22 protein-coding genes are annotated in these 25,102 nt (G+C 68.6%); 6 read left to right on the plus strand and 16 right to left on the minus strand.

From position 1 onward, the window contains the following. Nucleotides 1-3 precede the first annotated feature (3 nt). The 4 genes from M6D93_RS03435 (at nt 4) to M6D93_RS03450 (ending at nt 4,244) form a co-directional block, all read left to right on the plus strand. The gene (locus tag M6D93_RS03435) at nt 4-984 is read left to right on the plus strand and encodes a carbohydrate ABC transporter permease (RefSeq protein WP_249772958.1); all 981 of its coding nucleotides are present in this window, start codon (nt 4-6) and stop codon (nt 982-984) included. Next, nucleotides 981-1,862: a carbohydrate ABC transporter permease gene (locus M6D93_RS03440; protein WP_249772959.1), complete on the plus strand. Its 882-nt coding sequence runs from the start codon at nt 981-983 to the stop codon at nt 1,860-1,862. Before M6D93_RS03435 ends, M6D93_RS03440 begins: the two co-directional genes overlap by 4 nt. Before the next feature lie 70 nt (nt 1,863-1,932). Then, nucleotides 1,933-3,210 (plus strand): family 4 glycosyl hydrolase, encoded by a 1,278-nt coding sequence (locus M6D93_RS03445; protein ID WP_249772960.1) that lies wholly within the window; start codon nt 1,933-1,935, stop codon nt 3,208-3,210. Next, nucleotides 3,207-4,244, plus strand: a complete 1,038-nt coding sequence (locus M6D93_RS03450; RefSeq protein WP_249772961.1) for an N-acetylglucosamine kinase — start codon at nt 3,207-3,209, stop codon at nt 4,242-4,244. Before M6D93_RS03445 ends, M6D93_RS03450 begins: the two co-directional genes overlap by 4 nt. Nucleotides 4,245-4,314: 70 nt before the next feature. On the opposite strand, the gene M6D93_RS03455 is transcribed toward M6D93_RS03450, so the two are convergent. From M6D93_RS03455 to M6D93_RS03510, 12 genes are all read right to left on the minus strand, one after another. Next, nucleotides 4,315-5,226, minus strand: coding sequence for an LLM class F420-dependent oxidoreductase (locus M6D93_RS03455; protein WP_249772962.1), 912 nt, complete (start codon nt 5,224-5,226; stop codon nt 4,315-4,317). Nucleotides 5,227-5,328: 102 nt separating this feature from the next. Beyond that, complete coding sequence (locus M6D93_RS03460) at nt 5,329-7,407, minus strand: hypothetical protein (RefSeq protein WP_249772963.1); 2,079 nt, start codon at nt 7,405-7,407, stop codon at nt 5,329-5,331. Next, complete coding sequence (locus tag M6D93_RS03465; protein WP_347343741.1) at nt 7,404-8,423, minus strand: glycoside hydrolase family 130 protein; 1,020 nt, start codon at nt 8,421-8,423, stop codon at nt 7,404-7,406. The genes M6D93_RS03460 and M6D93_RS03465 overlap by 4 nt, the downstream gene beginning before the upstream one ends. A 63-nt stretch (nt 8,424-8,486) precedes the next feature. Then, a complete protein-coding gene (locus M6D93_RS03470) occupies nt 8,487-9,293 on the minus strand; it encodes a carbohydrate ABC transporter permease (protein ID WP_347343742.1) in 807 nt (268 codons plus the stop codon). A 109-nt stretch (nt 9,294-9,402) separates the two neighbouring features. After that, nucleotides 9,403-10,386 carry a carbohydrate ABC transporter permease gene (locus M6D93_RS03475; RefSeq protein ID WP_249772966.1) on the minus strand — a complete coding sequence of 328 codons (984 nt, stop codon included), beginning with the start codon at nt 10,384-10,386 and terminating at the stop codon, nt 9,403-9,405. A 5-nt stretch (nt 10,387-10,391) separates the two neighbouring features. Beyond that, nucleotides 10,392-11,690: an ABC transporter substrate-binding protein gene (locus M6D93_RS03480; protein WP_249772967.1), complete on the minus strand. Its 1,299-nt coding sequence runs from the start codon at nt 11,688-11,690 to the stop codon at nt 10,392-10,394. Further along, the gene (locus M6D93_RS03485) at nt 11,687-12,763 is read right to left on the minus strand and encodes a LacI family DNA-binding transcriptional regulator (protein ID WP_249772968.1); all 1,077 of its coding nucleotides are present in this window, start codon (nt 12,761-12,763) and stop codon (nt 11,687-11,689) included. The genes M6D93_RS03480 and M6D93_RS03485 overlap by 4 nt, the downstream gene beginning before the upstream one ends. A 316-nt stretch (nt 12,764-13,079) precedes the next feature. Then, on the minus strand, nt 13,080-16,439 hold the full coding sequence (locus M6D93_RS03490) for a TM0106 family RecB-like putative nuclease (protein WP_249772969.1): 3,360 nt from the start codon (nt 16,437-16,439) through the stop codon (nt 13,080-13,082). A 90-nt stretch (nt 16,440-16,529) separates the two neighbouring features. Then, nucleotides 16,530-17,174, minus strand: coding sequence for a TetR/AcrR family transcriptional regulator (locus M6D93_RS03495; protein ID WP_249772970.1), 645 nt, complete (start codon nt 17,172-17,174; stop codon nt 16,530-16,532). A gap of 4 nt (nt 17,175-17,178) precedes the next feature. After that, nucleotides 17,179-18,657, minus strand: coding sequence for an MFS transporter (locus M6D93_RS03500; protein WP_249772971.1), 1,479 nt, complete (start codon nt 18,655-18,657; stop codon nt 17,179-17,181). 156 nt (nt 18,658-18,813) lie between these two features. Further along, the gene (locus tag M6D93_RS03505) at nt 18,814-19,101 is read right to left on the minus strand and encodes a hypothetical protein (RefSeq protein ID WP_249772972.1); all 288 of its coding nucleotides are present in this window, start codon (nt 19,099-19,101) and stop codon (nt 18,814-18,816) included. A 74-nt stretch (nt 19,102-19,175) separates the two neighbouring features. Next, a complete protein-coding gene (locus tag M6D93_RS03510; protein ID WP_249772973.1) occupies nt 19,176-19,667 on the minus strand; it encodes a DUF6328 family protein in 492 nt (163 codons plus the stop codon). A 55-nt stretch (nt 19,668-19,722) separates the two neighbouring features. Here M6D93_RS03510 and M6D93_RS03515 point away from each other — a divergent pair, with 55 nt between their 5' ends. Continuing rightward, on the plus strand, nt 19,723-20,541 hold the full coding sequence (locus tag M6D93_RS03515) for a DUF72 domain-containing protein (RefSeq protein WP_249772974.1): 819 nt from the start codon (nt 19,723-19,725) through the stop codon (nt 20,539-20,541). 23 nt (nt 20,542-20,564) lie between these two features. Here M6D93_RS03515 and M6D93_RS03520 read toward each other — a convergent pair whose 3' ends face one another. Genes M6D93_RS03520 through M6D93_RS03530 form a run of 3 tightly spaced genes read right to left on the minus strand, consistent with a single transcriptional unit; the run spans nt 20,565 to nt 23,472 of the window. Then, entirely contained in the window at nt 20,565-21,197 is a 633-nt protein-coding gene (locus tag M6D93_RS03520) for a LutC/YkgG family protein (RefSeq protein ID WP_249772975.1), read from the minus strand. Further along, a complete protein-coding gene (locus M6D93_RS03525) occupies nt 21,194-22,660 on the minus strand; it encodes a LutB/LldF family L-lactate oxidation iron-sulfur protein (RefSeq protein WP_249772976.1) in 1,467 nt (488 codons plus the stop codon). Before M6D93_RS03525 ends, M6D93_RS03520 begins: the two co-directional genes overlap by 4 nt. Continuing rightward, nucleotides 22,657-23,472 (minus strand): (Fe-S)-binding protein, encoded by an 816-nt coding sequence (locus tag M6D93_RS03530; RefSeq protein ID WP_249772977.1) that lies wholly within the window; start codon nt 23,470-23,472, stop codon nt 22,657-22,659. Before M6D93_RS03530 ends, M6D93_RS03525 begins: the two co-directional genes overlap by 4 nt. Before the next feature lie 117 nt (nt 23,473-23,589). Here M6D93_RS03530 and M6D93_RS03535 point away from each other — a divergent pair, with 117 nt between their 5' ends. Beyond that, complete coding sequence (locus tag M6D93_RS03535; RefSeq protein ID WP_249772978.1) at nt 23,590-24,309, plus strand: FadR/GntR family transcriptional regulator; 720 nt, start codon at nt 23,590-23,592, stop codon at nt 24,307-24,309. Between the two features lie 87 nt (nt 24,310-24,396). On the opposite strand, the gene M6D93_RS03540 is transcribed toward M6D93_RS03535, so the two are convergent. Further along, on the minus strand, nt 24,397-24,987 hold the full coding sequence (locus M6D93_RS03540; RefSeq protein ID WP_249772979.1) for a biotin transporter BioY: 591 nt from the start codon (nt 24,985-24,987) through the stop codon (nt 24,397-24,399). Between the last annotated feature and the right edge of the window lie 115 nt (nt 24,988-25,102).

Genomic DNA, 25,102 nt, shown 5'->3' on the forward strand with positions numbered 1-25,102 from the left:
ACCGTGCTCGCCGGCCCGGCGCGCTCCGTCAAGGGCGCCGAGGCCCGGCGCTCACGTCGGCGTCGACCCGACCGTGCCCGCTGGTGGGTGGTCCTCGGATTTCTTTCGCCGTTCCTGATCGGCCTGGCCGTGTTCGTGGTCTACCCCGTCCTGGCGACGTTGTACTACTCCTTCACCGACTACCAGGCGGGCTCCTACCAACCGGTCAACTGGGTGGGCCTTCGCAACTACCGCACCATGTTCGCCGACACCCAGGTCTTCTGGGTCGCCGTACGCAACACCGTGTGGATGGTCCTGATCATGGTCCCCATCCAGACGGTCTGGGCGATCTTCGTCGCGTGGATCCTCACCCGCATCCGCCGGGGTGCACTGGTCTATCGCACCATCTACTTCCTGCCGGCAATGGTGCCCATCGTGGCGACCGCGTTGTCGTTCATCGTGATGCTCAACCCCGTCGGCCCGCTCAATCACCTGCTGTCGGACGTGGGAATCACCGGCCCGGGCTGGTTCTCAGACGCAGCGTGGTCCAAGCCGAGCCTGGTGCTGATGGCGCTGTGGACGGTCGGCAACACGATGATCCTGTTCCTCGCGGGGATGCTGGACGTGCCGAAGTCGTTGTACGAGGCGGCCGAGATCGACGGTGCCGGTGCGTGGAAGCAGTTCCTGCACGTGACCCTGCCGGGCATCTCGCCGATCGTGTTCTTCTCGCTGCTGACCGGGATGATCTATACGTTCCAGTACTTCACCGAGGCGTTCGTGGCCTCCGGATCGGCCAATCCGATTCTGTCGAGCAACGAGTCCATCGGCTACCCGCAGGATTCCCTGCTGTTCTACACCACCGAGATCTACCGCCAGGGGTTCCAGTACTTCCGCACCGGCTACGCCTCGGCCATGGCGTGGTTGCTGTTCCTGGTCATCTTCGCGTTCACACTCGTGTTCATCCGCGGGTCGCGGCGCTGGGTCTACTACGGCGGTGCGCGATGACGGCGGCGGTGGCTCGTCCGGTCGAGGTTCGCCGAGAGGCCGACCTTCGCCGGATCCGGGCGGTCCTGTCGACCGTGGCCACGCATGCCATCGCCATCGCGGTGGCGCTGTGCTTCCTGCTGCCCTTGCTGATCTGCCTCGTCACGTCGCTGATGACCCAGCAGCAGGCCGGCACCGGAGCGCTCTGGCCGAGCCCGTTCGCGTGGCACAACTTCACCGACGTCTTTCACGACATGCCCTTTGCGCGCGATCTGTGGAACACCGTGCTCTATGCAGGCCTGTCCACGATCGGCGTGCTGCTGTCCTCGGTCCCGGTGGCCTACGCCCTGGCTCGCATGTCATGGCGCGGCCGGGAGGTGACGTTCATGGTGGTGCTGGCGACCATGATGATCCCGGCCCAGGTGACCAGCCTGCCGCTGTACGTCGTCTTTTCCCAGCTGGGATGGGTGGATTCGCTCAAGCCCCTGATCATCCCCTCGTTCTTCGGCGATGCGTTCAGCATCTTCCTGCTCCGGCAGTTCTTCCTCACCATCCCGTCCGAGCTGACCGAGGCAGCCAAGGTGGATGGCGCCGCGGACTGGCGCATCCTGCGCAGCGTGGTGATACCGATCTCCAAGCCGGCGATTGCGGCTGTCGGCCTGTTCGCCTTCCTCTACGCCTGGAACGACTTCTACAATCCCCTGCTGTACACGGGCAACAGCAGCACGAGCCAGACGCTGGCCGTCGGCCTGACCACCCTGGCCAAGAGTTCCCACCAGAACGCCTACCAGCTGCAGATGGCCGCCTCGATCATCTTCCTGGCCCCGATCCTGGTGCTGTTCTTCTTCGCCCAGAAGGTCTTCGTCGAGGGTGTCACGCTCACCGGGGTCAAGGGCTGACCCGCCGGCCCGATCCTCCCACCGTCCTCAGCACCTCCGTAATGCCCCGCACAGATAGGGAACATCTCCTATGAAGATTGCCGTCATCGGAGGCGGTAGCACCTACACGCCCGAGCTGATCGCCGGTTTCGCCAGCCGCGTGGATGAACTGGCGGTCACCGAACTGGTGCTGCACGACATCGACGCTGATCGTCTCGACGTGGTAGGGGGATTCGCTCGGCGCATCCTCACTGCCCGCGACTACCCGGCCGCGCTGGTGACCACCAGCGACCTGCACGCCGCGGTCGATGGGGCTGACGCCGTGCTCGTGCAGCTTCGCGTCGGCGGCCAGCAGACCCGGCTGGTCGACGAGACCCTGCCCGGCAAGTACGGCCTGATCGGGCAGGAGACCACTGGTCCGGGCGGCTTCGCGAAGGCCCTGCGTACCGTCCCGGTCGTGCTCGACATCGCCGAGACGGTTCGCGAGCGGGCCCAGCCCGGCGCGTGGATCGTCGATTTCACCAACCCGGTGGGCATTGTCACCCGGGCGCTGCTCGACGCTGGTCACCGGGCGCTGGGGTTGTGCAACGTCGCGATCGGATTCCAGCGCCGTTTCGCCGCCCGCTACGGGGTACGCCCCGACCAGGTCGAACTCGACCATGTCGGCCTCAACCACCTGACCTGGATCCGGGGCGTACGGATCGCCGGCCGCGAGATCCTGCCGGAGCTGCTGGCTTCGGACTACGCCGCGGAGCTCGCCGCCGACATCGGTGCGCCGATCGAGTTGATGCAGACCCTGCAAGCGATTCCGTCGTACTACCTGCACTACTTCTACTGCACCGACGACGTGGTGTCCGAACAGCAGCACGGTCAGCACCGGGCCGAACGAGTGGCCGAGATCGAGCGAAGCCTGCTCGAGCTCTACCGTGACGAGCGCCTGGTCGACAAGCCCGCCTTGCTGGACGAGCGGGGCGGGGCGTATTACAGCGAGGCCGCCGCGGCGCTGGTGACCTCGCTGCTGACCGGTGACGGGGCCCGCCACTACGTCAACCTGCGCAACGACACCGCGATCCCGCAGATGCCGGCCGAGGCCGTCGTCGAAGTCCCTGCAGTCGTCGATCGCTCCGGCGCGCGGGCCGTCTCCCTCGCTCCGCTCAATCCCGAATTGATCGGGCTCATGCAGGCGGTCACCGCCTACGAGAGCCTGACCATCGCCGCGGCCACCTCCGGTGACGGGCGCATCGCGGCCCGGGCCCTGATCGCGAATCCGCTGGTACGGCAGTGGAAAGTGATCCCGGACCTGCTGGCCGACCTGCTGGAACGAAACGCCGAGCACCTGCCCCGCTTCGCCTCCGGGGGCCGGTCGTGACCGAGCCGTCGCCGGTCTATGTGGTCGCGGCCGACGGCGGAAACTCCAAGACCGACCTGGTCCTCGCCGATCCATCCGGGCGGGTGCTGGCCCAGGTGAGGGGACCGGGAACCCATTCTCATCTGGTCGGCGTCGAGCAGGTCGTGGCGGAGTTGATCGAGCTCCTGACCGCCGCTCGCATCATCGCCGGCATTCCCGCCGACGCCCCGGCGGCGGCTGGAACCTTCTACCTGGCCAACGTCGACCTGCCCGGCGATGCCGAGGCCGTGCTCGCCGCATTGCGCTCGGCACGAGTCGCTCGGCTGCTCGAGGTCGACAACGACGTGCTTGCGGTGCTGGAGGCCGGCAGCAACCGGGGCTGGGGCATCGGAGTGGTCTGCGGCGCCGGCATGAACGCGTTGGGCATCGGACCGGACGGTCGGATCGAGCGCTTTCTCGGTCTCGGCGACGTGACCGGCGACTGGGGCGGCGGCCACGGGATCGGGGTGGCGGCGCTCGGGGCGGCTGTGCGGGCCGAGGACGGCCGGGGCCGGCGCAGCGCGCTGACCGGCTTGATCGCTCACCACTTCCACCGTCGAACGGCCTCGGAGGTGGCCGTGGCCGCGCACACCGGCCTCATCGATCAAGCCGAACTGGGCGGTCTGGCCCCGGTGGTCTTCCAGGCCGCGTTGGACGGGGACCTGCTCAGCCGCGAACTCGTGCACCGCCTGGCCGACGAGGCCATCCTGCTGGCCCGGACGTTGAGCACCCGACTGGAACTCGACGAGACCGCTACGGAGGTGGTCCTGGGTGGCGGCCTGTTGCAGTCAGGCAATCCCGTCCTGCTGGATCGGGTCGCCGAGGGGATCACGGCCGTCCTGCCCAAGGCCGAGATCGTGGTGTTGACCGTGCCGCCGGTGGCCGGGGCCTTGCGGGACGCGCTGCGGCGGATCGGCGCCACGTCGGTCGTGCAGAACCGGGCCCGGCTGGCCTTCGGTGCCGAATCAGCTCGTGACGACCAGCGCGATCAGGCCTCGGTGCGCCGACCCGGGTAACGCGGATCACCGGCCGGCGGACGACCAGCCGGTGGGGACGACCGGGTAACGCGGGTCACCGGCCGGCGGACTACCGGCCGGTGGGGACGATGTCGGCCACCTGCCGGACCAGCTCACCGATCAGCTCGAAGTTGTCGGCCTCGTCCACGTCGGGCATGTTGAACAGCGCCTCGTCGATGCCCAGTGCGGCCAGGGTGCCGAAGCGGTCCACGGCCTGATCCACGGTCACCGTGTGTCCGCCGCCGTCCCGGGACAGCTTCAGCCGTCCCAGCGTGGTCTTGTGAATCTCGGCGTAGTCGCGGCCCTGGTCGGCGCAGTGTTGCTGCAGCACGTCGAGCTTGCCGCGGATGAAATCCGGACCCTGCTCGAAGATGTTGCAGGCGTCGCCGTACTGCGCGACCATCCGCAGGGTCTTCTTCTCCCCGGTACCGCCGATCAGGATCGGGGGGTGCGGGCGCTGCACCGACTGCGGCGAGTTCAGGGGCCGAGCCAGCGAATAGTGCTTGCCGGTGTAGGGGGATTCATCGCCTAGCCACATCTGCTGGGCGATCTGCAGCGTCTCCTCCAGGCGCTCGAAGCGCTCGGCCAACGGCGGGAAGGGCACGCCGAGACCGTTGTGTTCCTCTTCGTTCCACGCGGCGCCGATGCCGAGGTAGGCGCGACCGCCCGAGAGCGCGTCGAGCGTCGTGACGGTCTTGATGAGGATTCCGGGGTGGCGGTAGGTCACGCCGGTGACCATGGTGCCCAGCTTGACCTTTTCCGTCACCGCGGCGGCGAAGGCCAGCGCCGAATAGCCCTCCAGCATCTCGTTCTCGGCCGGGCCGACCATCGAGATCTGGAAGAAGTGGTCCATCACCCAGAGACTGTTGAGACCGCTCGCCTCCGCCTCACGGGCGATGCGGGCGAAGGTGGTGCCGATGCCATGAGGGCGGTCGGGCAGGGAAGACCAAGTGAAAGAGGGAACCTGCAGTCCAAGTCGCATACTCCCATCCTGCATTACCCCCACCCCTTCGTGCATTGTGCGGCCCGAACTTTGGCGACACGCCGGTGGCTCACCAAAGTTCGGGCCGCACAATGCGCCGTTCTAGCGGGGCGGGTGGGTGAGCAGGGTGAAACCGGCGGGGTAGACGGGGACCGTCACCGTGGCGCCGGCGGTATGAACCTGCGCCCGGAGCCGGCCGCTGGAGTCATAGGCCGACACGAGCACCGCACCGGAACCCGCGACGGTCACGCTGCGATGGAGCACCCGGGTTCCCCGGCTGGACAGCAGGACCGTGCCGGACCCGGCCCCGGACAACCGCAGCGAGGACACCACCGGGGTCAGCAGCAGCGCATCCAGCTGACCCGATCCGCCCGTCAGCGTGGCGGTCAGCGCGGTCTGCCCGGCCGGCAGTGGGCGCGCCACCGGCAGCGGCAGGAGGGCGCCCGGCACCGCCGAGACTCCCTGAGCCCCTCCGCCGCCGAACCGCACCGCACCCAGCCGTGAGCCGGCGGACAGCTTCAGTACGCCGGCCCGCCCCGGCACCCGGTTCACGACGGCTTCGACCAACCGGTCCTGATCGGAGGGCACCAGCGTCCACCGCAGGGTGGCACCGCCGGCTGCCTGCACATACCGGCCGCCGCTCCACTGGGACTCACCGGTGGACACGGGATCGGCGGTGACCACCGTGGCCGGTCCGCCGAGGGTCGCCGCCTCCGCCTCGGTGATCGTCTGGCCGTCGCGTCCCACGATCGTCGCCGACTGCCGGGCCAGCACCGCCAGTCGCGGATGAGCATCGAGGGCGAGCATGGTCAGCAAGCCGTGGATCGTCGACTCCGCTCCGGAGTTGAGGTTCACGGTCCCCTCCGGGGAAACGCCGTCGTCGGTCACGCCGGTTGCCGGGTCGTACACCGCACGGCCCGCCGGGTTCTGGCCGAAGAACCAGCCCGCGGCCACGCCGGCGAGGTCGGTGAGACCGTCCGAGTGCGCGGCGTTGCCCACCGCCAGCAGGGCCTGCACGCGAGCGTCTGCACCGTAGGCGATCTGCGAACCGTCGGTCGCAGTGGGCGACAGTCCGTTGTCAGGTCCGGTCGCCGTGAGCAGCTGAGGGGTGAACAGCGCCGCGTCCGACACCGCTGGTTTGAGCAGCGATCGATCGTGTAGGGCGCCGGAGGCCGCCGCGAGGGCCGACGGCATCTGGGCGGCCCACGCGTGCCATTGGGACCGGGACAGCGCGGAGGGCAGCAGGGCTCCATACGGCCACTGCCGCACCGATCCCGCCGACAGCCGGGCGATGCCCCGCGCGAGTTCGGCCAACGCCGGACGAGCAGACGTACCGCCCGCGCGGACGTAGGCCGACAGTCCGAGGACGGCCTCGGCGCTGGCATCCGCGCCGTCGACGATCAGCCACGCCGGGGTCCGGACTCCGTCGACGAGCTGGTACTGCCCGTAGCGGACGAGGCTCTGCCGGGTGACCGCGCCGATGGCCAGGTCGAGACGAGCGCGCAGGAATGCCGCGAACGCCGGATCCGCCTGGCGGAACTGGGCGTAACCCTCACCGAGCGCCCAGATCGTGCGCGCCAACCAGTACGACGCGCCGGAGTCGGAGGGATTGGGCAGCTCCACCGGGGTCGGCGACGGGTTCAGGGTTCCGTCCGGTTGCATCCACAGCACCACGTTGCCCGCATTCGGACCGGTCGCGGTCTGCAGGTAGGTCAGGCCCCGCAGCAGCTGGTAAGCCTCGTCGCGACTGTGCGCGTCACCGAACTGCCGCCAGTGCCTGAGGTAGACGACGGCCGCTCTGGACACGTCGTCGGCGTCGTAGGCGCCCTGGGCGTAGGTGTTGCTCGCGGGGTCGAACGTGCCGCCGCCGACCGGGGTGTAACTGCCGTCGACGCTGCTGTGGTTGGCGTAGACCCAGAGCTCGCCGACGGCCGGCTGCTGAGCGAGTCGGTAGGTGGTGTGCCCGGCCTGTGCCGGCGGGGTCACGGCGGTCGTGAGCGAATCCAGGTGAGCCAGATTGGTCAGGTGCGCAGGGTTGCCGGCCGAGGAATGAACCGCCGAGGCAGCCGGGGATTTCGCGGACGCGGGCGCGGCGCCGGCCACGACGCCGGCCACGACGCCGAGGACGAGACCACTGGTCAGGATCGTGGCCACGCCGGCCGTGAGAACGCGCCGGGTCACGACGTGGTCCGGTCGAGTCGGGCGACGCCGATCGTGGAGTCGGCCATCCCGTAGAACACGTAGTGCTGGCCGTCGACCTCCTCGATTGCGGTGGGGAAGACGACGTTGGGGACGATGCCCGACAGCTCCTGCTCGGTCTGTGGTTCCAGCAGCGGGGTCTCGGTCCGGGCGATGACCCGGCTGGGGTCCTCGGCATCCAGCAGCATCGCCCCAGCGGCGTAGCAGACCCGCTGTTGTTGATCCCAGCCCTGCGCCAACTCACCGGTCACGCCGTGATGAATGACCAGCCACCCTTCGGGCACGCGCAGCGGCGGGGGTCCGGCGCCGATCTTGACCGCTTCGAACTCGTACTCAGGCATGGCCACCAGCCGGTGCTGGTCCAGCTCCGCCAGCGCGCGCGGATCGCGGGCCACGGCCTCGGCGTCGGCGTAGGAGATCCAGATTCCCGGCCGGTCGTCGGTCATGCCGGCGGGCAGGTACGTCCCCTCACCGGGGCGGACCCACGACAGGTCCCACATCGGACGGTGCAGCGCCGCGTAGGCGGGCCGGCCGTTCGGGGCGGTGATCACGGATGGGAAGTAGACGACATCCTTGTTGGGGAACAGGTTCAGATCGGTGTCCAGGTCCGGCTGGTAGCCGAAGCGGATCGGACCCAGCCGCTGCCAGGACCGCAGATCGGTCGAGGTCGCCAGCGCCGGATGCGGACCCAGCGGGCCGTACGCGACGTAGGTCATCACGTGCACGCCGAGCGATTCGACCCAGGTGGTGCGTGGATCCTCGACGCCGCCGTGGTCCTTGGCGCGTTCCCAACCGGCGTCGGGCTGCAGGACCACCGAATCTCGACGCACCCCGCTCGGCACGCCGTCGGTCAGTTCCACCTCGGCCAGGCCGACCCGGGAGACGTTGCCGGTTTCGACCAGTCGCGGCAGCAACCAGAGCCGGCCATCGGCACTGCGGCCGCTGCCGGGATTGAGAACACCCTCTGCTTCCAGGGGATTGCCGGGCTCGGGGGTCATGACGACCCCGATCCGGGTGAGCGTGTAGGGAACGGTGCTGGTGACGGAGGTGCTCAAGAGATATCAGCCTTTCACGCCGGAGCCGATGTCGGTGGAGGTGAATTTGCGTTGGAATACCAGGAACAACGCGATCGCCGGCGCGGCCAGGACACAGGCGCCGGCCAGGATCGCACCGAACGGGTTCTGAGCCGTGGCGGACGTCGTGGTGATGAAGTTGGACAACGCCACCGCCAGAGGTTGCTTGTTGTGCTGCTTGGTGATCAGGAACGGCCACAGGAACTCGTTCCACGGGCCGATGAAGGTCATCAGTGTCGCCGTCAACAGGGCCGGTTTCACCAAGGGAATGGCCACACCGAGCAGGATGCGCAGCTCGCTGGCCCCGTCGATGCGCGCCGCCTCGAACAGCTCCGGTGGCAGCTGCAGGAAGTACTGGCGGAACACGAACACCGCCGTGGAGTTGATCGCGAAGGGGGCGATCATGCCGAGGAAACTGTCGGACAGGCCGTAGTTGCGCACGATGAGCACGTACAGCGGAACCGTGATCAGCTGGAAGGGCACGACCTGCAGCAGCAGCATCGCGGCGAACAGGGTGCCGCGACCCCGGAACTGCAGTCGCGCCAGCGCGTAGCCGGCCAGGACGCCGAAGACGAGGGTGCACAACAGCACGCCGCCGGTGAAGATGCCGGAGTTGATCAGCGTCCGGCCCAGGCTGATAGCCGCGTTGATCTGGCTGTAGTTGTGCAGGGTCATGTTGCCCGGGTTGGGCAGCACGCCGGCCAGCGACGGGTTCTTCCTCTTCTGCAGGGAACCGATGAGCATGTAGTAGAAGGGGAACAGGAACAGGAAAGCGCCAATGCCCAGGGCGATCATCTTCCACCAGGACCGCCCGTGACGGACGGGCCCGTTGCCCACGCCCAGGCCGAGGGGCGGCGTGGTGCCGGTGCCGCGCTGTCCGATCCGCTCGTCGTAGATGGTCATGTCAGTCCCGTTCCAGTAGTTGTTGGATGCCGGCGATGACCAGGACGCCGATCACCAGCAGCACTCCGATGGCGGCGGCCACATCGGGATGGTTCTGCTCGATGCCCTGTTGGTAGAGCACCAGCACGGGGGAGGCCGACTTGCCGTCCGGGCCTCCACCGCCGGTCAGCAGGTACGGCTCGGTGAAGAGGTTCGCGCCCGTCACGATGGCCAGCAGGGTGACCAGGGTGGTGGCGTGCCGCACCCCGGGGACGGTGACCGACCGGAACTGGCGCCACTTGGAGGCCCCGTCGACCGAGGCCGATTCGTAGAGCTCCTTGGGTACGGCCTGCAATGCCGCCAGGTACAGCAGGATGAAGAATCCCAGCTGCTTCCAGGTCACGAACAGCGCGATCGACGGCATGGCCCAGTGCACGTTGATGAGCCAGGACGGGTTCGGGGCCAGCGATCCCAGCAAGCGGTTGACCAGACCGTCGGTGTTGAACAGGAACAGCCACACTCCGACGACGGCCACGCTGGCGGTGACGTACGGGACGTAGTAGGCGCCGCGGAAGAAGCTGCGCAACGGAATGGCCGAGTTGAGTGCGGTGGCCAGCACGAGGGACAGCACGACGGTCAATGGCACGTTGATGACCAGGAAGATCAGGATGTTCAGGAACGCCTGACGGACGAGCGGGTCACTCAGCGCGGTCCGGTAGTTGTCCAGGCCCACCCACGGGCGCGGCACCCCCACTCCGGGGGCGGTGAAGATGTAGCGGTGGAAGGACATGTACACCGACAGCACCAGCGGATACGCGAAGATGATCGCGATGAACACGGCGTACGGCAGGCCGAACAGGATTCCGACCGGGTGGCGTCCGAGAACGCGTTCGGGCCACGAGCGGTGATTGCGCCGGGCGTCGCGGCTGGGTGCGGGGGAGCCGTCCAACGGCGAGGTGTGCCCGCCTCGGCGGCTGTCGTCGGGTGAGATCTGCGCGGTGGTCATGACCCTCACTTCTTACGGATGAGCTTGTCGATAGCGGCGGCGGAATCGGTCAGACTCGTGGTGACCGGGCTGCGCCCGAAGATCACCGACCTGGACCAGCTGTTGCGGAAGCTCTGCCAGATCTCCACCGAGTTCGGCACGTTCGGCACTTCGGTGGTCCGGTTCGCTTCCGCCGCGAAGGTCTTGAAACCTGGGTTCTTGGTGAAGAAGGCGGCGTAGGTGCCGAGCACGTCTTGTCGGAGGGGCATCTGCCCCGTCACGCTGAGCAGCGTGCCGTCGGCCTGCTCGCTGGTGCTGTACTTGAGGAAGTCCCAGGCGGTCGCACGGTTCTTGCACGAGGCGTACATGGCGACGTTCTTGGCGTCGGAGAAGGTGTGATCGTCTCCGACCTTGCTTCCGGACGACGTCGGCACGGGGACCACGCCCCAGTCGACCTTGCCCTTGTAGGAGGCGATGGCCCACGGTCCCACGATGGACATCGCGGCGACGCCGTCGGCGAAGGAGTCACCGTTGTAGGCCTCCTTGCCGGCGAGGTTCTGCCGGTACAAGCTGGCCCAGAACTGCGCCACGGACTGACCGGCCTGATCGGCGAAGACGGCCTTGTCGGCGGTTATGAGCTGGCTGCCGCCGCTCTCGGCGGCATACATCGAGTAGAAGTCGTACCAGGACTGGTAGAACTCGCTCGACGGTGCGGGATAGATGGCGTACTTGGCCGCCTTTGAGGCGACGATTTTCTTGGCCGTGTCCAGGAACTGCGAGTACGTCGACAGCGGTGGGTTCGTGGTGGAGATACCGGCCTTGGCGAAGATCTTCTTGTTGTAGAAGATCATGACGGGATTGGTCTTCCACGGGAGCTGGTAGTACTTGCCATCCGGAGATTTGTACTGGGCCGCTTGGTCACCGGAGCGGGTCTGGATGTACTGCGCCGCACCGGGAAAGTCGTCCAGCGCCACCAGGCCGCCCTGGGCCTGGAAGGTCGGTACGGAGGCGGGGGAGGTGTTGTAGATCAGGCACGGCTCGCTGCCGGCGACGATGCTGGCCCCGATGACTTCTTCCGAAGACTTGTTGGCCGGGATCTCCTGGCCGGTGACCTTCTCCTGCGGATGCGCCTGGTTCCACTGGGCCACGAGTTGCTTTCCCCACTGGACCTCCTGCGCGTTGTTGGAGTACCAGATGCTGATCGGGCCGTGAGCGTCCTTGGCGGTGGCGGCATCGACGGCGTGGACGCGACTGCACCCGGCGGACAAGCCGACCGCGAGCAGCGCGGCCAGCCCGCCGGCGATGGTCCGTGTGGCGGCTCTCATGTCTTCTCCTTCACGCGTGGACTGCGTTTTCTCGTTGGTTGGCCGGGGCAATCGCCGATGGACTCCCGCAGAACCGCTGCCGCTGCGGGCAGTTCCAGATCCGGTGGCGATTCGCCCGCGATCAGTTCGAGCAGCACCCGGGTCGCGGCCTGTCCCCACCCGAACGGGTCGGTGCGCACCGAGCTGAGTGGCGGGTGCAGATGTTCGGCCAGGGTGATGTCGTCGAAACCGACGATCGACAGGTCGGCGGGTACACGCAGCTGGTGCTGCTGGGCCACAGCGATGCCGGCGATGGCCATGACGTCGTTGCCGTATACCAGTGCGGTCGGTCTCGGACGGCGACGCAGGAGCTGCACGGTCGCTTGCGCACCCCCGGCCGCGGTGAAGTCGGCGACCGCGCCGAGGTTGGCCGGCAGGCCGGCGGTGGCCAGTTCCTCGGCCCAGGCCCGTCGGCGGCTGCGCGAGTGCAGAAAGGTCAGCGGGCCACCGACGTGACCGATGTGGCGGTGGCCGCGCTCGATCAGGGCCCGGACCGCGGCGGCGACGCCGTGGGCGTCGTCCAGGCACACGGCCGGATGGGGTGATGTGACATCCGGACGTCCGAGGGTGACTGCCGGCAGCGCGAGCTCGGCCAGCAGCGCGATCCGCTCGTCGCCCGCTCGCAGATCGGTGACGAACACGCCGTCGACGCGGCCATCGGCCGACAGACGGCGGTAGGTCTCCTGCTCGATCGCCGGCGTTGCGACCATGTTGAGCACCAGCGACTGGCCGGCCTCGGCGAGCACGGTCTCGACTCCCGCGATGAAAGACGGGAAGAAGGGGTCGGCTCCGAGCAGTTCCGGCCGGCGCGCTATGACCAGGCCGAGCGCGAAGGCCTTCGACTGCGACAGGGATTTCGCCCGCGCGTTGGGGGTCCAGTTCAGCTCGGCCGCGGCGTCCAGGATGCGGCGCCGGGTTGGTTCGGCCACGCCGGGCCGGTCGTTGAGGGCGAAGGAGACCGCGCCCGCGGATACTCCGGCGCGGCGGGCCACGTCGGCGATCGTGACCCGGCTGCCTTTGGCGGTGCGGTTCACGGGTTCCTCCGTTGTCCGGTTCGAGGCGTGCCGGTCGGCTCGTCGTCCGGTTCGAGACGTGCCGGTGGGCTAGGGCTGTCGTGTGCCGACGACGCTGGGCGGGAGTGGCCCGGGCCGGGATCAGGGCGCCGGGGCGTCGATCAGGACTGGCCGAATGCGGCCACGTGGTTGGGCGGTTGCCGCGCGAATTGCACTGCCTGAGAGGGTCAGGCGGTTTTGCGACGCTTGTGACGTCTCTGAAACTAAAGCGGTTTAGCGAGGCTGTCAAGTATGTCCGGTCTGCCAGAACTGATGGGTTTGGTCAGCCTTCGAGGAATCAGTCGTCGTCCGGGTGACGGGCCCGCTCGACGTAGCGACACAGCGCGTTGACCTGCCGCAACTGCTGCGGACTGTGGACCTCGGCATCGAGCAATCGCGGTGAGGCAACGAGGATCGTCAGTGCGCGCGCTCGGGAGACGGCGACGTTCAACCGGTGGATGTCGTACAGGAAGTCGACGCCCCTGGGTGCGTCGGCCGCCGATGACGAGGCCAGCGAGTAGATGACCACCGCTGCCTCGCGGCCCTGGAACTTGTCCACCGTGCCCACCTGGACGCCCGCGGGCACCACAGTGCGCAACCTGCCGACGTGGGCGTTGTACGGCGCGACGACGAGCAGGTCGGCCGGTGTGATCGGCTGCCGCCGGCCGTCGTGATCGGTCCATTGCGCGCCGAGCAGGTCGGTGACCAGTTCGGCGACCACGGCGGCTTCCTCCACCGAGTCTGCTTCGTTGCCGAGGTGGACCACCGGCTGGTAGCGCAAACCCGACCCGCACCAACGGCCACCGTGGACCTCTTGCCGTTCCCGCCCCGGCCCCGACGTCAGCCGGCCCTCGTAGGAGGTGTCGGACACGAACGAGGTCAGCTCAGGATGCATTCGCCAGGTCGTGTCCAGGAATACGCCGCGTTCGGGCGGCACCGTGTCGTGCCCTTCCAGCAGATGTTCGAGCGCTGATACGCCTGCGCCGTAGGGGTGTTCGGCCTGGGTGGGCTGGGACAGTTGTTGCGGGTCACCGAGCAGTACCAGGCTGTGCGCCGCGCGCGAGACCGCGACCGTATTGGCCAACGAGAACTGGCCCGCCTCGTCCACGAGCAGGACGTCGACCGCGCCGGCCAGCTCCGGACGCGACCACAGCCACGCCGTGCCTCCGACGAGCCGGTGCCGCCCAGTGGACAGGGCCGCGGCAACCTCGCCGTTGTCGGCGGTCCACGCCACCGAGTCCGCGCCGCACCACTGTTCCTCGGTGGCCTTCTGCAGGGCCGGTCGGTCCACCTTCGCGAGCAGGTTGCCGATCACCGAATGGGACAGGGCGGTGATCCCCACCCGGAGCCCCGTGTCGAGCAGGGCGCGGATCAGGGCGGCACCGGCTGTCGACTTGCCGGTACCGGGCGGCCCCTGAACCGCGAGCACTTCACCGTCGAGCGATCGACCGATCCGGACCACCGCCTGCTGCGGATCTTCACCCGACCGCACGGGTAGGGCGGCCGGCACCCGACGCTGCAGTAGCCGGGCGGCGAGGGTGACCTCGCCCGCCAGGGCCCGCCGGGCCGAGTCGGCGATCGACTCGCGCAGGGCGGTGTCCACCACCGGCTTGTTCGGCTGCAGACCACGCGAGTGCGCCGGTTCGCGCTTGCGGCCCAGCCGTAGTTCGATCCAGCCCTCTTCGGGCGAGAGTGCTTCGATGGTTCCGGCGTTCTCTCTGGTGTCGACATCGACCACCGTGTCACCGACCCGCAGGCCGAGATCCTGGGGCGGGAATTGCGCCCGCCACACTCGCGACAGCTTGACGTCGCGGACATGGACGGCCGGACCGAGACCGCCGATCGCGGTGCCGTCCTCGATGAGTTCCTCGTCGTCGAACTCGGCGCGGCGGAAGAAGTCCCACCAACCCGGCCGGGCTTCGCGCCGATGCCAGCCCACCAGTCCCGCGAAGAGCGGCTGATCGGCGGCGAGCAGCTTCTCGGCCAGCGCGTTCTCGGCCAGCTCGGCTTCGTCCGGTTCGGCGTCAGCACGGTCGCCGTCGGTACCCGGCCGGGGCAGGGACTCCCCGGTGCGGACGGACAGCTCCGCACGTCGCTGTTCCAGCCAATCGTGCAGAGCCAGGGTCGATCGCACGTCGGCGGCGTTGTAACGCTCGATGGCGTCGAGGATTGCGGGATCGGGGTCGACGAGCCAATTCTCGTACGCGATCACGCTGGACATGGCGTCGGCCACGTCGGCATCGGCAACGTCCGCATCGGTCACGTCGGCATCAGCAACGTCCGCACCGGCCACGTCCGGATCGGTCGCGGCGGCGCCGCGGGTATGTCCCCAGTAGAACGCCTCGAGCTTCTTGATCGAGTAGGACTCCTTGCTGATCCGCAGTCCTTGTCGTACGACGGCATAAAGATCGACCAGTACCTCGGCGCGGAGCAGGACGTCGAGCTCCGCCTCGCGGACACCGTGGCGCGCGGTGAGTCGCTGCAACGCCGATCGTTCGTACGGGGCGTAGTGGTAGACGTGCATGCCCGGGTGGGCCCGCCAGTGGGACAGCAGCCGGTCGACGAGGTTCTCGGTGAGTACCCGTTCCTGCTCGGCGGAGTGGGCCCAGAGGGCCTCGAACCCACCCGCGCGGTCACCTAGCCCGGCCAGATACTCACGTCCGGACGGTTCGACGTAGGGGTCGCCCTCGAAGTCGAGGTAGAGGTCACCGGGATCGGGTTCCGGCAGGCGGAGCAGGCCGATTCCGGCTTCGGCGGGAAGCAGCTCGTAGCGTGGTCGGCCGGTCCGGCGCTCGGCCAGCTGCAGCGCGGCCTGCGCGACCAGCCGCTGACGAGACGTTCGCCCGATCGTGCGCGGCAGCTCGTCGGCGGTGCACTCGGCCAGCCGGGTGAGCGTGTCGACGCCCGCGGCGCGCAGGGCGGCCCGGTGGTCCGAGCGCATGAACGCCACGAAGGTCAGGTCGTCGGTCGAGCGCCACTCGCCCACGCAGGCCCGCACCCACCGGCATTGCTCGCAGTGCCCCACGGGCACCGCCGCCGTGGCCGGCAGGAGGCTGCGGAAGTGGGTGAACCGGCCGGACAGGCGCCGATAGTAGGACTCGACGTCGGCGTACCGGTAAGAGTGCGCGACGCCGTCGCCGGCGACGACTGTGAGCCAGGCCGGCGGCACGCCCTGGATGCGGTGCAGGTGCTCGCCGTACTCGGCCATCTGCAGCAGCGCGGGGACTTTCAACCGGCGCGCCAGCTTGGTGTCGGCAACGTCGTAGGCGAAGGGACCCAGCCGTGATGGGCGTGCCACCCTGAGCAGGAAGTCGGCGTGGCCGCGGTGGCCGCCGTGGCGGAACGTGGCCTGGTAGATGACCTCGGCGCCGTTCGCCATCGCGCGCTCGGTCGCCGTGACCGCGGCGGCCAGGTCGCCCTGTTCGATCTCGGTGACGGGGCCTGCGGCGCGTAGCGAGTCCAGGTAGCGGTGCTCGTGTTCCAGGCCCTTGCGAAAGAGCAACTCGAGAGCTTCGTCGTCCTGGCTGGCCGGCCGCGGGCGCAGGCCGGTCGCGACTGCGAGATCCAGCGAGGTCAGGTGCTCACAGGCGAGGAACTTGGTGAGGTCGGTCGGACTGATGACCAGTTCGCTGCCGTCGCGGTACACCGCTGCCCCCATCTGCTCGCGCGTAGCCCTGCTCGCCCCGGCGGGGCGTGCTCGCCGAGCTCAGCCGATTGTGCCTGCTACCTCTGACATAACCGTTCCGACTCAGCGCCGGCCGAGGACGCGCGTCATCGCGGCCTGGCTGACTGGTGGCTCGGTCAGCTCGACCTCGCTGGGACGTAATCCGGCCAACTGCAGTTGCAGGTGCCTGCGCCATGCGTTCGGCGCCTGGGTGCCGGTCGCCTCGATGACCGCGACCAGCGACCAGATGATCATGGTGATGTCGGTAGTCGTGACCTCTTTACGAACCGCGGCGTGCTTCTGAGCGTCTGCCAGCAGTTCGGCGATGGCTGCGCGGATCTGGGTCAAAGAATCGGGGTCGACGTCGGATCGTCCCCACAGCCGCTGTAAGCATGCGGGCTGACTGGCGTGCAGCTGTCCCGCGTCGAGCAGGAACCGGTGCAGGCCGCCACCGTCTTTGCGCTCGGCCGCGTTCGTCGCCAGTGCGAGTACCGCCAGCCGCTGCTCGCGAACCAGCGCGTCGATCAACGCTTGCTTGCTGGGAAAGCGCCGGTACAAAGTCCCCATGCCGACCCCCGCGGCGTGCGCCACCTCGTCGACCCCGGCGTCCAGACCATGTTCGGCGAAGACCTGGGTGGCCGCGGCGAGCAGCCTCAGTCGGTTCGCCTCGGCATCCCGCCGTAGCGGCCGGGACGCCGTGTTCACTGCGACGCTGTCTGCCTGGGGCACCGGATTACTCCGACTCGTCGCCGACCACGGTGCCCGCGGCGACCAGAGCGAGCTCGGGGTGTGCCAGCTCGGCCTGCTCGCGCTGGTGGGCGTCGCGACCGGCCTTGCGCAGGTTCGGGATGAGGAAGCCGGCCAGCGTGGCCAGCAGCATCACCGCGGCGAGCATGCCGAACCCGCTCGTGTAGCCGGACTCCTTCGGCAGCCTGCTCGGCAGCGCGTTGGACGTGACCACGCTGGCCATCACCGCTGCGCCGATCGAGCCACCGATGGTGCGGATGTTGGCGTTCATGCCGCTGGCGACACCGGTCTGGTTGGACGGCACGGCGTCGACGATGATGTTCGACATGGCCGAGAACGCCATTCCGAAGCCGATGCCGAGCAAGACCATCGCGAGTGAGATCTCCCAGATCGCGCCGTGGGCGAACGCCATGATCGCAAACGACGGAATGCTCACGGCCGAACCGGCGATCAGGACAGTCTTGGCGCCGAATCGAGCCGACAGCGGACCGGACAGCACGCCGAAGACGAACATCGCCACCGACATGGGCAGCACGATCAAGCCGGACTCGGTGATGCTGGCCGAGAAGCCGTAGCCGGCGATCGACGGCGTCTGCACGAATTCGGGCAGGAAGGCGAAGACCGAGTAGAGACCGGCACCGAAGAGCAGGGCGACGAGGTTGGTGGTCCAGACCGCCGGCACCCGCATCATCCGCATGTCGACAAGGGGCTGAGCCGACCGCAGTTCGACCGCTCCCCAGGCTGCCGCCAGGACCACGCTGGCCACGAGCAGACCGACCACCGAAACAGAACCCCAGCCCCACGAGGGTGCTTCGCTGACCGCAACCAGCAGGGCGACCAGCCACGCCGACAGCAGCACGGCGGCTGTCCAGCTGACCCTGCCCGGTGAGCGCACCGGTGATTCCGGGACCACGAGGTGGGTGGCCACCGCGGCCACGGCGACCACGATGCCGGGGATCCAGAACAGCCAGTGGTAGTCGAGGGCGTTGACGATCGGGCCGGCCAGAACCAGGCCGAGGCCACCACCAACCGCGAGCAGGGCCGCGATGACGCCGACGGCGCCGGCCACCTTCTCGCGGGGGAACTCGTCCCGGATGATCCCGAACGCCAGCGGGATCACGCCGCCACCGACGCCCTGGATCGCCCGCGCAACGATCATGACGGAGATCGACGTCGCCAGAGCGGCGAGCACCGATCCGACCGCGAGCGCAACCAGAACCCCGACGAGGACCTTCTCCTTGCCGATCATGTCGCCGATGCGCCCGAGGATCGGCGTGAACACCGAGGCCGACAGCAGGTAAGCGGTGAGGACCCAGGTCACGGTGCTCTGGGAGGTGTGCAGGCTCGTTTCCAGCAGCGGCAGGACCGGTGAGACCAGGGACTGCAGCAGTGAGTAGGCGGCCGCGGCGACGGCGAGCACCACGAAGGTGAGCTGATAGCGGGATCGGGTAGCGGTCTCGGTCATCGGTTGGTACTCCAGGCGGTACATAGCTGAAACAAAACGGAGCGGCGGCTCCGGTACGCCGGTAACGCTATCGGCCCGAGTCTCGGGGCAAGAAATTCACAGCGAGAGATGCAGTGGGGATCACAGTGGACCCGGGGCGCGGCGATCGACCTGGCATCAGCCGTTGCGGCACGGCCGGCAGCCCGGCACCGGGCGGGCGTGCTCCCGCAGGACGTGTTCGGCCGACAGGGTGGCGCACTCGTCGCATTCGCCGAAGAACCCCTCCGCGGTCGCGTCGAAGATCGCCCAGCACGTCTCGTTGGTGCACCGCACCAGGACGACCTCATCGCCCGGGCCGTAACCGCCCGGGCCGTAACCGCCCGCGCCGTAACCGCCCGGGCCGTAACCGCCCGGCCGGGGCGCCCGCGGCGGGGCCGTCTGTCGTACTGCCGTTGATGTGCTCATCGTGCTGCCGTCCTCTCCTGATCGGATGGCAGAACATTCCCACCGGGGTCTGACAGTTTCGTCCGGAGTGGGCCTCAGCCCTCGTCGGCTCGGAGCTTGCCCAGCGGCAGAACGATCCAGAGACCGATGAAGACCAGTGCGAGCAACCCCGTCGTCACCACGGCGAACCACCGCCCCACGACATAGTCGAGGATGAGCAGTACGCCATTGAGGACGGCGAGCAGCAGGAAGCTCGTGCCGGCGATCGCGAAGCGACTGGTGCTCTCCACCAGCTCCTCCTTCAAACCGCGGCGGAAGACTATGCGGTGGAAGGCGACCGGCGCGACCAGGAGCGCGATGGACAGCACGCAACAGATCAGGGTGATGACGTAGACGGTGCGCTGGAATTCGTCGATGGAAGCAAAGCGTTGCTGAAACGCGATCGAGAGCAGAAACGCGAACAGGATCTGCACTCCCGTTTCCGACACCCGCAGCTCTTGCAGGAGTTCGCCGTAGTTGCGATCGAGGCGATGTCCTTCGCTCTCGTCGCGCCCGTCGCCGGCGGGTCGTTGCAGGTCCTGAGCCATGAGCTCACTCTCCCCGGCCGGACCCTGCGCGTCCACCGTCCTCTAGGTTGGCCCCATGAGCGTTCGGGTCGGGATCTCGGGCTGGGTCTATCCGCCGTGGCGGGGCGACTTCTATCCCCCCGAACTCGTGCACGCCAACGAACTGGCCTACGCCGCGCGGCGGATGACCTCGATCGAGATCAACGGATCCTTCTACGCCCTGCAGCGACCGACCAGTTTCTATCGCTGGGCGCGGGAGGTTCCGGACGACTTCGTGTTCTCGGTCAAGGCGGGTCGCTTCATCACGCACATGAAGAAGTTGCGCAATCTCGAGGATGCGCTGCCCAACTTCTTCGCCTCGGGCCTGCTCGCGTTGCAGGACAAGCTCGGCCCGCTGCTGTGGCAGCTTCCGCCCAACCTCGGATTCGACGCGGCCCGGATGGAATCGTTCTTCGCGCAGTTGCCCCGATCCACCGCCGAGGCCGCCTACCTGGCCCGGCACCACGACGAGCGGCTGGCGGGCCGGGCGTGGACCGGATCGCTGCGAGATCGTCCGCTGCGCCATGCCGTCGAGGTTCGCCACGACAGCTTCAAGGATCCAGCCTTTCTCGAACTGGCCCGCGCACACTGTGTCGCGGTGGTGGTCGCCGATACGGCCGGCAAGTGGCCCATGATGTTCGACGTCACCGCTGATTTCCTCTATCTACGGCTGCACGGCGCGGACGAGCTCTACGTCAGTGGCTACGGCACGGACGGGCTGCAGCCGTGGGCCGGTCGGATCCGAGGCTGGCGCGACAGCGGCCTGGACGTCTACGTGTACTTCGACAACGACACCAAGGTGCGGTCGCCCTACGACGCGATGACTCTGATCGGAATGCTCGATTCCAGCGCGTGAAACAGGTGGCCGACCGGACGGCGCTAGACCAGGACGACGTGCAGGGTGCGCGGGCCGTGGACGCCCTCGACCCGATTGAGCTCGATGTCACTGGTGGCGCTCGGCCCACTGATCCAGGTCAACGGCCGGGTGGGGTCGAGAACCGCGACAGCCTCGGGCACGAGCCCGACCACCTGCGAGGACCGCACCACGACAAGGTGAAAGTCAGGCACCAGGGTCAGCGCCCGACGTCCCTGACCCGGCCCTGCGTCGAGCACGATGGTGCCCGTCTCCGCGATGCCGACCGCACAGGTCGTCAGAACGCCGTCCATGGTGTCGAGCTCACCGGTCGACAGCGCGCCGTCGGTCAGCAGCTCGACCTCCGGCATCGATTGCAGAACCGCCGTCCAGGCATCGGGAAACCCGTACGGCACGATCAGCCGACGACGGCCGGCGACGGCCGCGGCCACGGTTCGCGCGATGCCATCCTCATCCGGAGCCTCGGCGGGAACGCGGAACACCGTGGCGCGATAGTCCTCCAGCCGCTCCACGAAAAGGTCGAGGTCCGCTGGGGACGAGGTCCGGTAATCGCGCGGGACGGTGATGTTCGCGCGCGCGCCCCGTGGACCGAGCGCGCGACCGATGCGGGCCAACACCTCGGAGCGGGCGGCGCTCACGACTCGTCCTCCTCGGCGAACCAATCCCGGAACGTCTGCTTGGGCGGAACCGGCAGGTCTCGGGACCGGGTCCACCGCGACAGTGGCGGGGGCAGGGTCGCGATCCGCGCGCGGGTGCCGTGCCGACGCCAGGCCAGCAACCGTCCCAGGCGGGCGGCGCGCAACGCCCTCGGCCAGCGGGTCGGTGAGGCCATGACCGCCGCGGCTGTTCGCATGGCCAGCGCCTCCGGACTCGGCACCAAGTGATGGGCGGCCTTGTCCTGAACCACCCGCTCGCGCAGGTGGACCAGCATCGTGGGGATGTCGATCGCCACCGGACACGCGTCGAAACAGGCTCCGCACAGGGTGGAGGCGAACGGCAGGCTGGCGTTCTCGCCGACTCCGGTGAGTTGCGGGGACAACACCGCGCCGATCGGACCGGGATACACCGACCCGTAGGCGTGGCCGCCCGTGCGCTCGTAGACCGGGCAGACGTTCAAGCACGCCGAGCAGCGGATGCATCGCAGCGCCGACCGTCCGGAGGGATCGGCCAGGGTCGCCGTCCGACCGTTGTCCAGCAATACCAGATGAAAGTCCTGTCCCTCGGTGGCGCCGGTCCACATCGAGGTGTACGGATTCATACGCTCGCCGGTGGCCGAGCGAGGCAGCAGTTGCAAGAAGACTTCCAGGTCGGTCCAGCGGGGCAGGAGCTTCTCGATCCCCATCACGGTGATCAGCGTGCGGGGCAGCGTCAGGCACATCCGCCCGTTGCCTTCCGATTCAACGACGGCCAAGGTGCCCGTCTCGGCAACGGCGAAGTTGGCTCCCGAGATAGCCACCTCGGCGGCAAGGAACTTCTGCCGTAGATGGATCCGGGCCGCCTCGGCGAGTTCGGCCGGTTCGTCGCTCAGGTCCGGGTCGACCACGGGCATCTCGCGCAGGAAGATCTCGCGGATCTCCGCCCGGTTGCGGTGGATCGCCGGTACCAGGATGTGGCTGGGTTTGTCCTTGCCGAGCTGGACGATCAGCTCCGCCAAGTCGGTCTCGTGAGCCTCGATGCCCGCCTCAGCCAGCGCCTCGTTGAGACCGATCTCCTGGGTGGCCATGGACTTCACCTTCACGACCTCGGTGACTCCGGTCGCCTGCACGAGCCTGGTGACGATCGCGTTGGCCTCGTGGGCATCGCGCGCCCAGTGCACCGTTCCGCCGCGGGCGGTGACCTGCTCCTCCAGCTGCAGCAGGTACTCGTCGAGGTGGGCCAGGACGTCGTCCTTGATCGCGGCACCGGCCGCGCGCAGCCCGCTCCAGTCGGGTAGTTCGCCGACCACCGCAGCGCGCTTGGCCCGGATCGTTGCGGTGGCCCTGCTCAGGTTGCGACGCAGTTGGGTGTCGGCCACGGCCTCGCGCGCGGCCTGTGGAAACGAGCGGTCGCCGCGAAGCTGTCCGACCCCGGCGGGTGCTCCGGGCATGCCGAGAAACGTCATCGGGTCCTCACCGCCGACGCGTTCGACGAGCCCGGGGAGCCGGACGAGCTGGACGAGCCGGGCGAGCCGGCTGAGCTGGGGGAGCTCGCGGTGCTCGCCAAGATCTCCGCGAGGTGCACCGTGCGGACGCCGGTGCGCAGCCGGCTCAAGCCACCACCGATGTGCATCAGGCATGACGAGTCGCCCGCGCTGCAGATCTCGGCCTCGGTGGCCAGCACGTTGGCGACCTTGTCAGCCATCATCGCAGTCGACACGTCCGGGTTCTTCAGCGCGAAGGTGCCGCCGAAGCCGCAGCAGGATTCGGCGTGGGGCAGTTCGGCCAACTCGATGCCCTGCACCGCGCGCAGCAATTGCAACGGCCGGTCCGCCACGCCCAGCAGGCGAAGGGAGTGGCAGGTGGGGTGATAGGTCACCCGGTGCGGGTAGTACGCCCCGACGTCGGTGACTCCCAGCACGTCGACCAGGAATTCCGACAGTTCGTAGGTCTTGGCCGCGATCGCCTCCGCCGCGTCCGCCAGTTCCGGCCGGCCGGCCGCGCGCGCGACCTCGGCGTGCTGGTGCCGGATGGACCCGGTGCACGAGCCGCTGGGTGCGACGACGGCGTCGACCGCTGCGAAGGTCCGCACGTGCTTCTCGATGAGCGGCAGCGCGAGCGAGGGATAGCCGGTGTTGATGTGCATCTGCCCGCAACACGACTGCCCGGGCGGGAAGTCGACGTGCACGCCGAGCCGGCGCAGCAACCGAACCGTGGCGATGCCGACCTGGGGGTAGAGCCCATCCACCAGGCAGGTCGCGAACAGGGCAACTCGCATGGCGACACCGTAGGCTCGCGTGGTCTGACCACGCTACTGATGGTCTGACCACACCCACACCCACACCCACGCCCACACCCAGCAGAGCTCGGCGCGGCGACGAAGAAGGACGACCAGATGACGGCTCCCGGTCCAGGACGCAGTTATCAACGCGTGATCGGCTACGTCGAGGAGCAACTGTCCGACGGCCGGCTGAGCGTCGGGGACAAGCTCCCGGCAGAGCGCAGCCTGGCTGCCGATCTCGGCCTGAGCCGGGCGTCGGTCCGCGAAGGACTGCGGGTGCTCGAAGCCATGGGTCTGGTCCGCACCGGGACGGGGTCGGGCCCGGACGCCGGGGCGGTGCTGGCGGCCGACACGACGACGGCGATCTCGGTGGCGTTGCGCCTGCATCTGGCCTCGGCGACGCTGCCGGTCTCCGACGTCGTGGCCAGCCGTGTCGTCCTGGAATCCTGGGCCGTGTCCGAAGCCGCGCGACGCACCGCCGCCGGCCGGGCGAAGCCGGACCTGTCGGCCGCGACCGAACTCGTGCGGGCGATGGACGAACCCGGTATCGGCCCCGAGGCCTTCTACCGCCTGGACGCGCAGTTTCACGTGGCGCTGGCCCGGGCTGCGGGCAACGAAGTGATCGCCGCGATCATGGCCTCGTTGCGCGACGCCATCCAGACCTACGTGGTGGCCGCCGGCACCGTGCCCGACTGGCCCCGGATGCTTCGCCGGCTACGCACCCAGCACCGGGCCGTACTCGCCGCCATCGACGCCGGTGAGCCCGAGCTCGCCGCTCGCCACGTTGTCGCCCACATCAACGGCTTCTACCGCTCGACCTGGGTGTCGGAGTGAGCTCGGCAAGGCGTTGCGAAATCCGCGCTGCGAATCCGCGTTGGAAATCCGCTGTGTGAATCCGCGCTGCGGCCCCTCTCCGGCGACTCAGCGCCGGCCGACCAGCCGCCAGGTCGCCGGCAGCGCCAGTGCGGCCAGCACCGTCTTGGCCAGATCGGAGCCGAGAAACGGGCGCACGCCGAGGTCGAAAGCAGTCGCCGCCGACAGGTGCAGATCGACCGCCAGCCAGCTCGCGCCGACCGCGTAGATCACCAGATTGCCCAGCACCATCAGGGCGATCGTGCCGGCGATCGAGCGGTCGGCGCGTCGTTCGGCGAGGGCGCCGGCCACGGTCGCGGCCAACCCGAAACCGATCAGGTAGCCGAACGACGGGCCGCCCCAGCCGTGCCCGTGAGCGGCGAACCAGGGCACACCGGCCACGCCCGCCAGCAGGTACAGGCTCATCGACAGCAGGCCGCGCACACTCCCCAGAGCGGTGCCGACGAGCAGCACCGCCAACGTCTGCAGAGTGAACGGGACGGGAGTCCACGGAGTGTGAATCGAGGCCTGGGCGGCCACGCCGGTCAGACCGGCCCCAGCGGCTACGAGGGCGATGTCGCGCACCCAGGCGCCGGGCAGCAGGTCGGCCAGCACGAGGCGATGCGAAGTACGGTACGGGGCGATGGCAGCAGAGGTCATGGTGGCAAGCTATCCAAGGCGTTGTCGCGCCGGCCAGAGACCAGTTGCACGTGTGAGATCCGCTGCACAGGTCTTGCCTGGAGCGCGTAGTCGGCGGGTCGCGATCGTCCGCGGC

The organism is Jatrophihabitans telluris (assembly GCF_023516435.1).
Taxonomy (GTDB): domain Bacteria; phylum Actinomycetota; class Actinomycetes; order Mycobacteriales; family Jatrophihabitantaceae; genus Jatrophihabitans_A; species Jatrophihabitans_A telluris.

Coding starts and splice junctions, on each gene's coding strand:
- M6D93_RS03490 (WP_249772969.1), bottom strand. CDS start 16,439: ATGGGGGCAGCGGTGTACCGCGACGGCAGCGAACTGGTCATCAGTCCG.
- M6D93_RS03470 (WP_347343742.1), bottom strand. CDS start 9,293: ATGATCGCCCTGGGCATTGGCGCTTTCCTGTTCCTGTTCCCCTTCTAC.
- M6D93_RS03515 (WP_249772974.1), top strand. CDS start 19,723: ATGAGCGTTCGGGTCGGGATCTCGGGCTGGGTCTATCCGCCGTGGCGG.
- M6D93_RS03510 (WP_249772973.1), bottom strand. CDS start 19,667: ATGGCTCAGGACCTGCAACGACCCGCCGGCGACGGGCGCGACGAGAGC.
- M6D93_RS03465 (WP_347343741.1), bottom strand. CDS start 8,423: ATGACCCCCGAGCCCGGCAATCCCCTGGAAGCAGAGGGTGTTCTCAAT.
- M6D93_RS03500 (WP_249772971.1), bottom strand. CDS start 18,657: ATGACCGAGACCGCTACCCGATCCCGCTATCAGCTCACCTTCGTGGTG.
- M6D93_RS03440 (WP_249772959.1), top strand. CDS start 981: ATGACGGCGGCGGTGGCTCGTCCGGTCGAGGTTCGCCGAGAGGCCGAC.
- M6D93_RS03540 (WP_249772979.1), bottom strand. CDS start 24,987: ATGACCTCTGCTGCCATCGCCCCGTACCGTACTTCGCATCGCCTCGTG.
- M6D93_RS03475 (WP_249772966.1), bottom strand. CDS start 10,386: ATGACCACCGCGCAGATCTCACCCGACGACAGCCGCCGAGGCGGGCAC.
- M6D93_RS03530 (WP_249772977.1), bottom strand. CDS start 23,472: ATGCGAGTTGCCCTGTTCGCGACCTGCCTGGTGGATGGGCTCTACCCC.
- M6D93_RS03455 (WP_249772962.1), bottom strand. CDS start 5,226: ATGCGACTTGGACTGCAGGTTCCCTCTTTCACTTGGTCTTCCCTGCCC.
- M6D93_RS03505 (WP_249772972.1), bottom strand. CDS start 19,101: ATGAGCACATCAACGGCAGTACGACAGACGGCCCCGCCGCGGGCGCCC.
- M6D93_RS03480 (WP_249772967.1), bottom strand. CDS start 11,690: ATGAGAGCCGCCACACGGACCATCGCCGGCGGGCTGGCCGCGCTGCTC.
- M6D93_RS03525 (WP_249772976.1), bottom strand. CDS start 22,660: ATGACGTTTCTCGGCATGCCCGGAGCACCCGCCGGGGTCGGACAGCTT.
- M6D93_RS03445 (WP_249772960.1), top strand. CDS start 1,933: ATGAAGATTGCCGTCATCGGAGGCGGTAGCACCTACACGCCCGAGCTG.
- M6D93_RS03535 (WP_249772978.1), top strand. CDS start 23,590: ATGACGGCTCCCGGTCCAGGACGCAGTTATCAACGCGTGATCGGCTAC.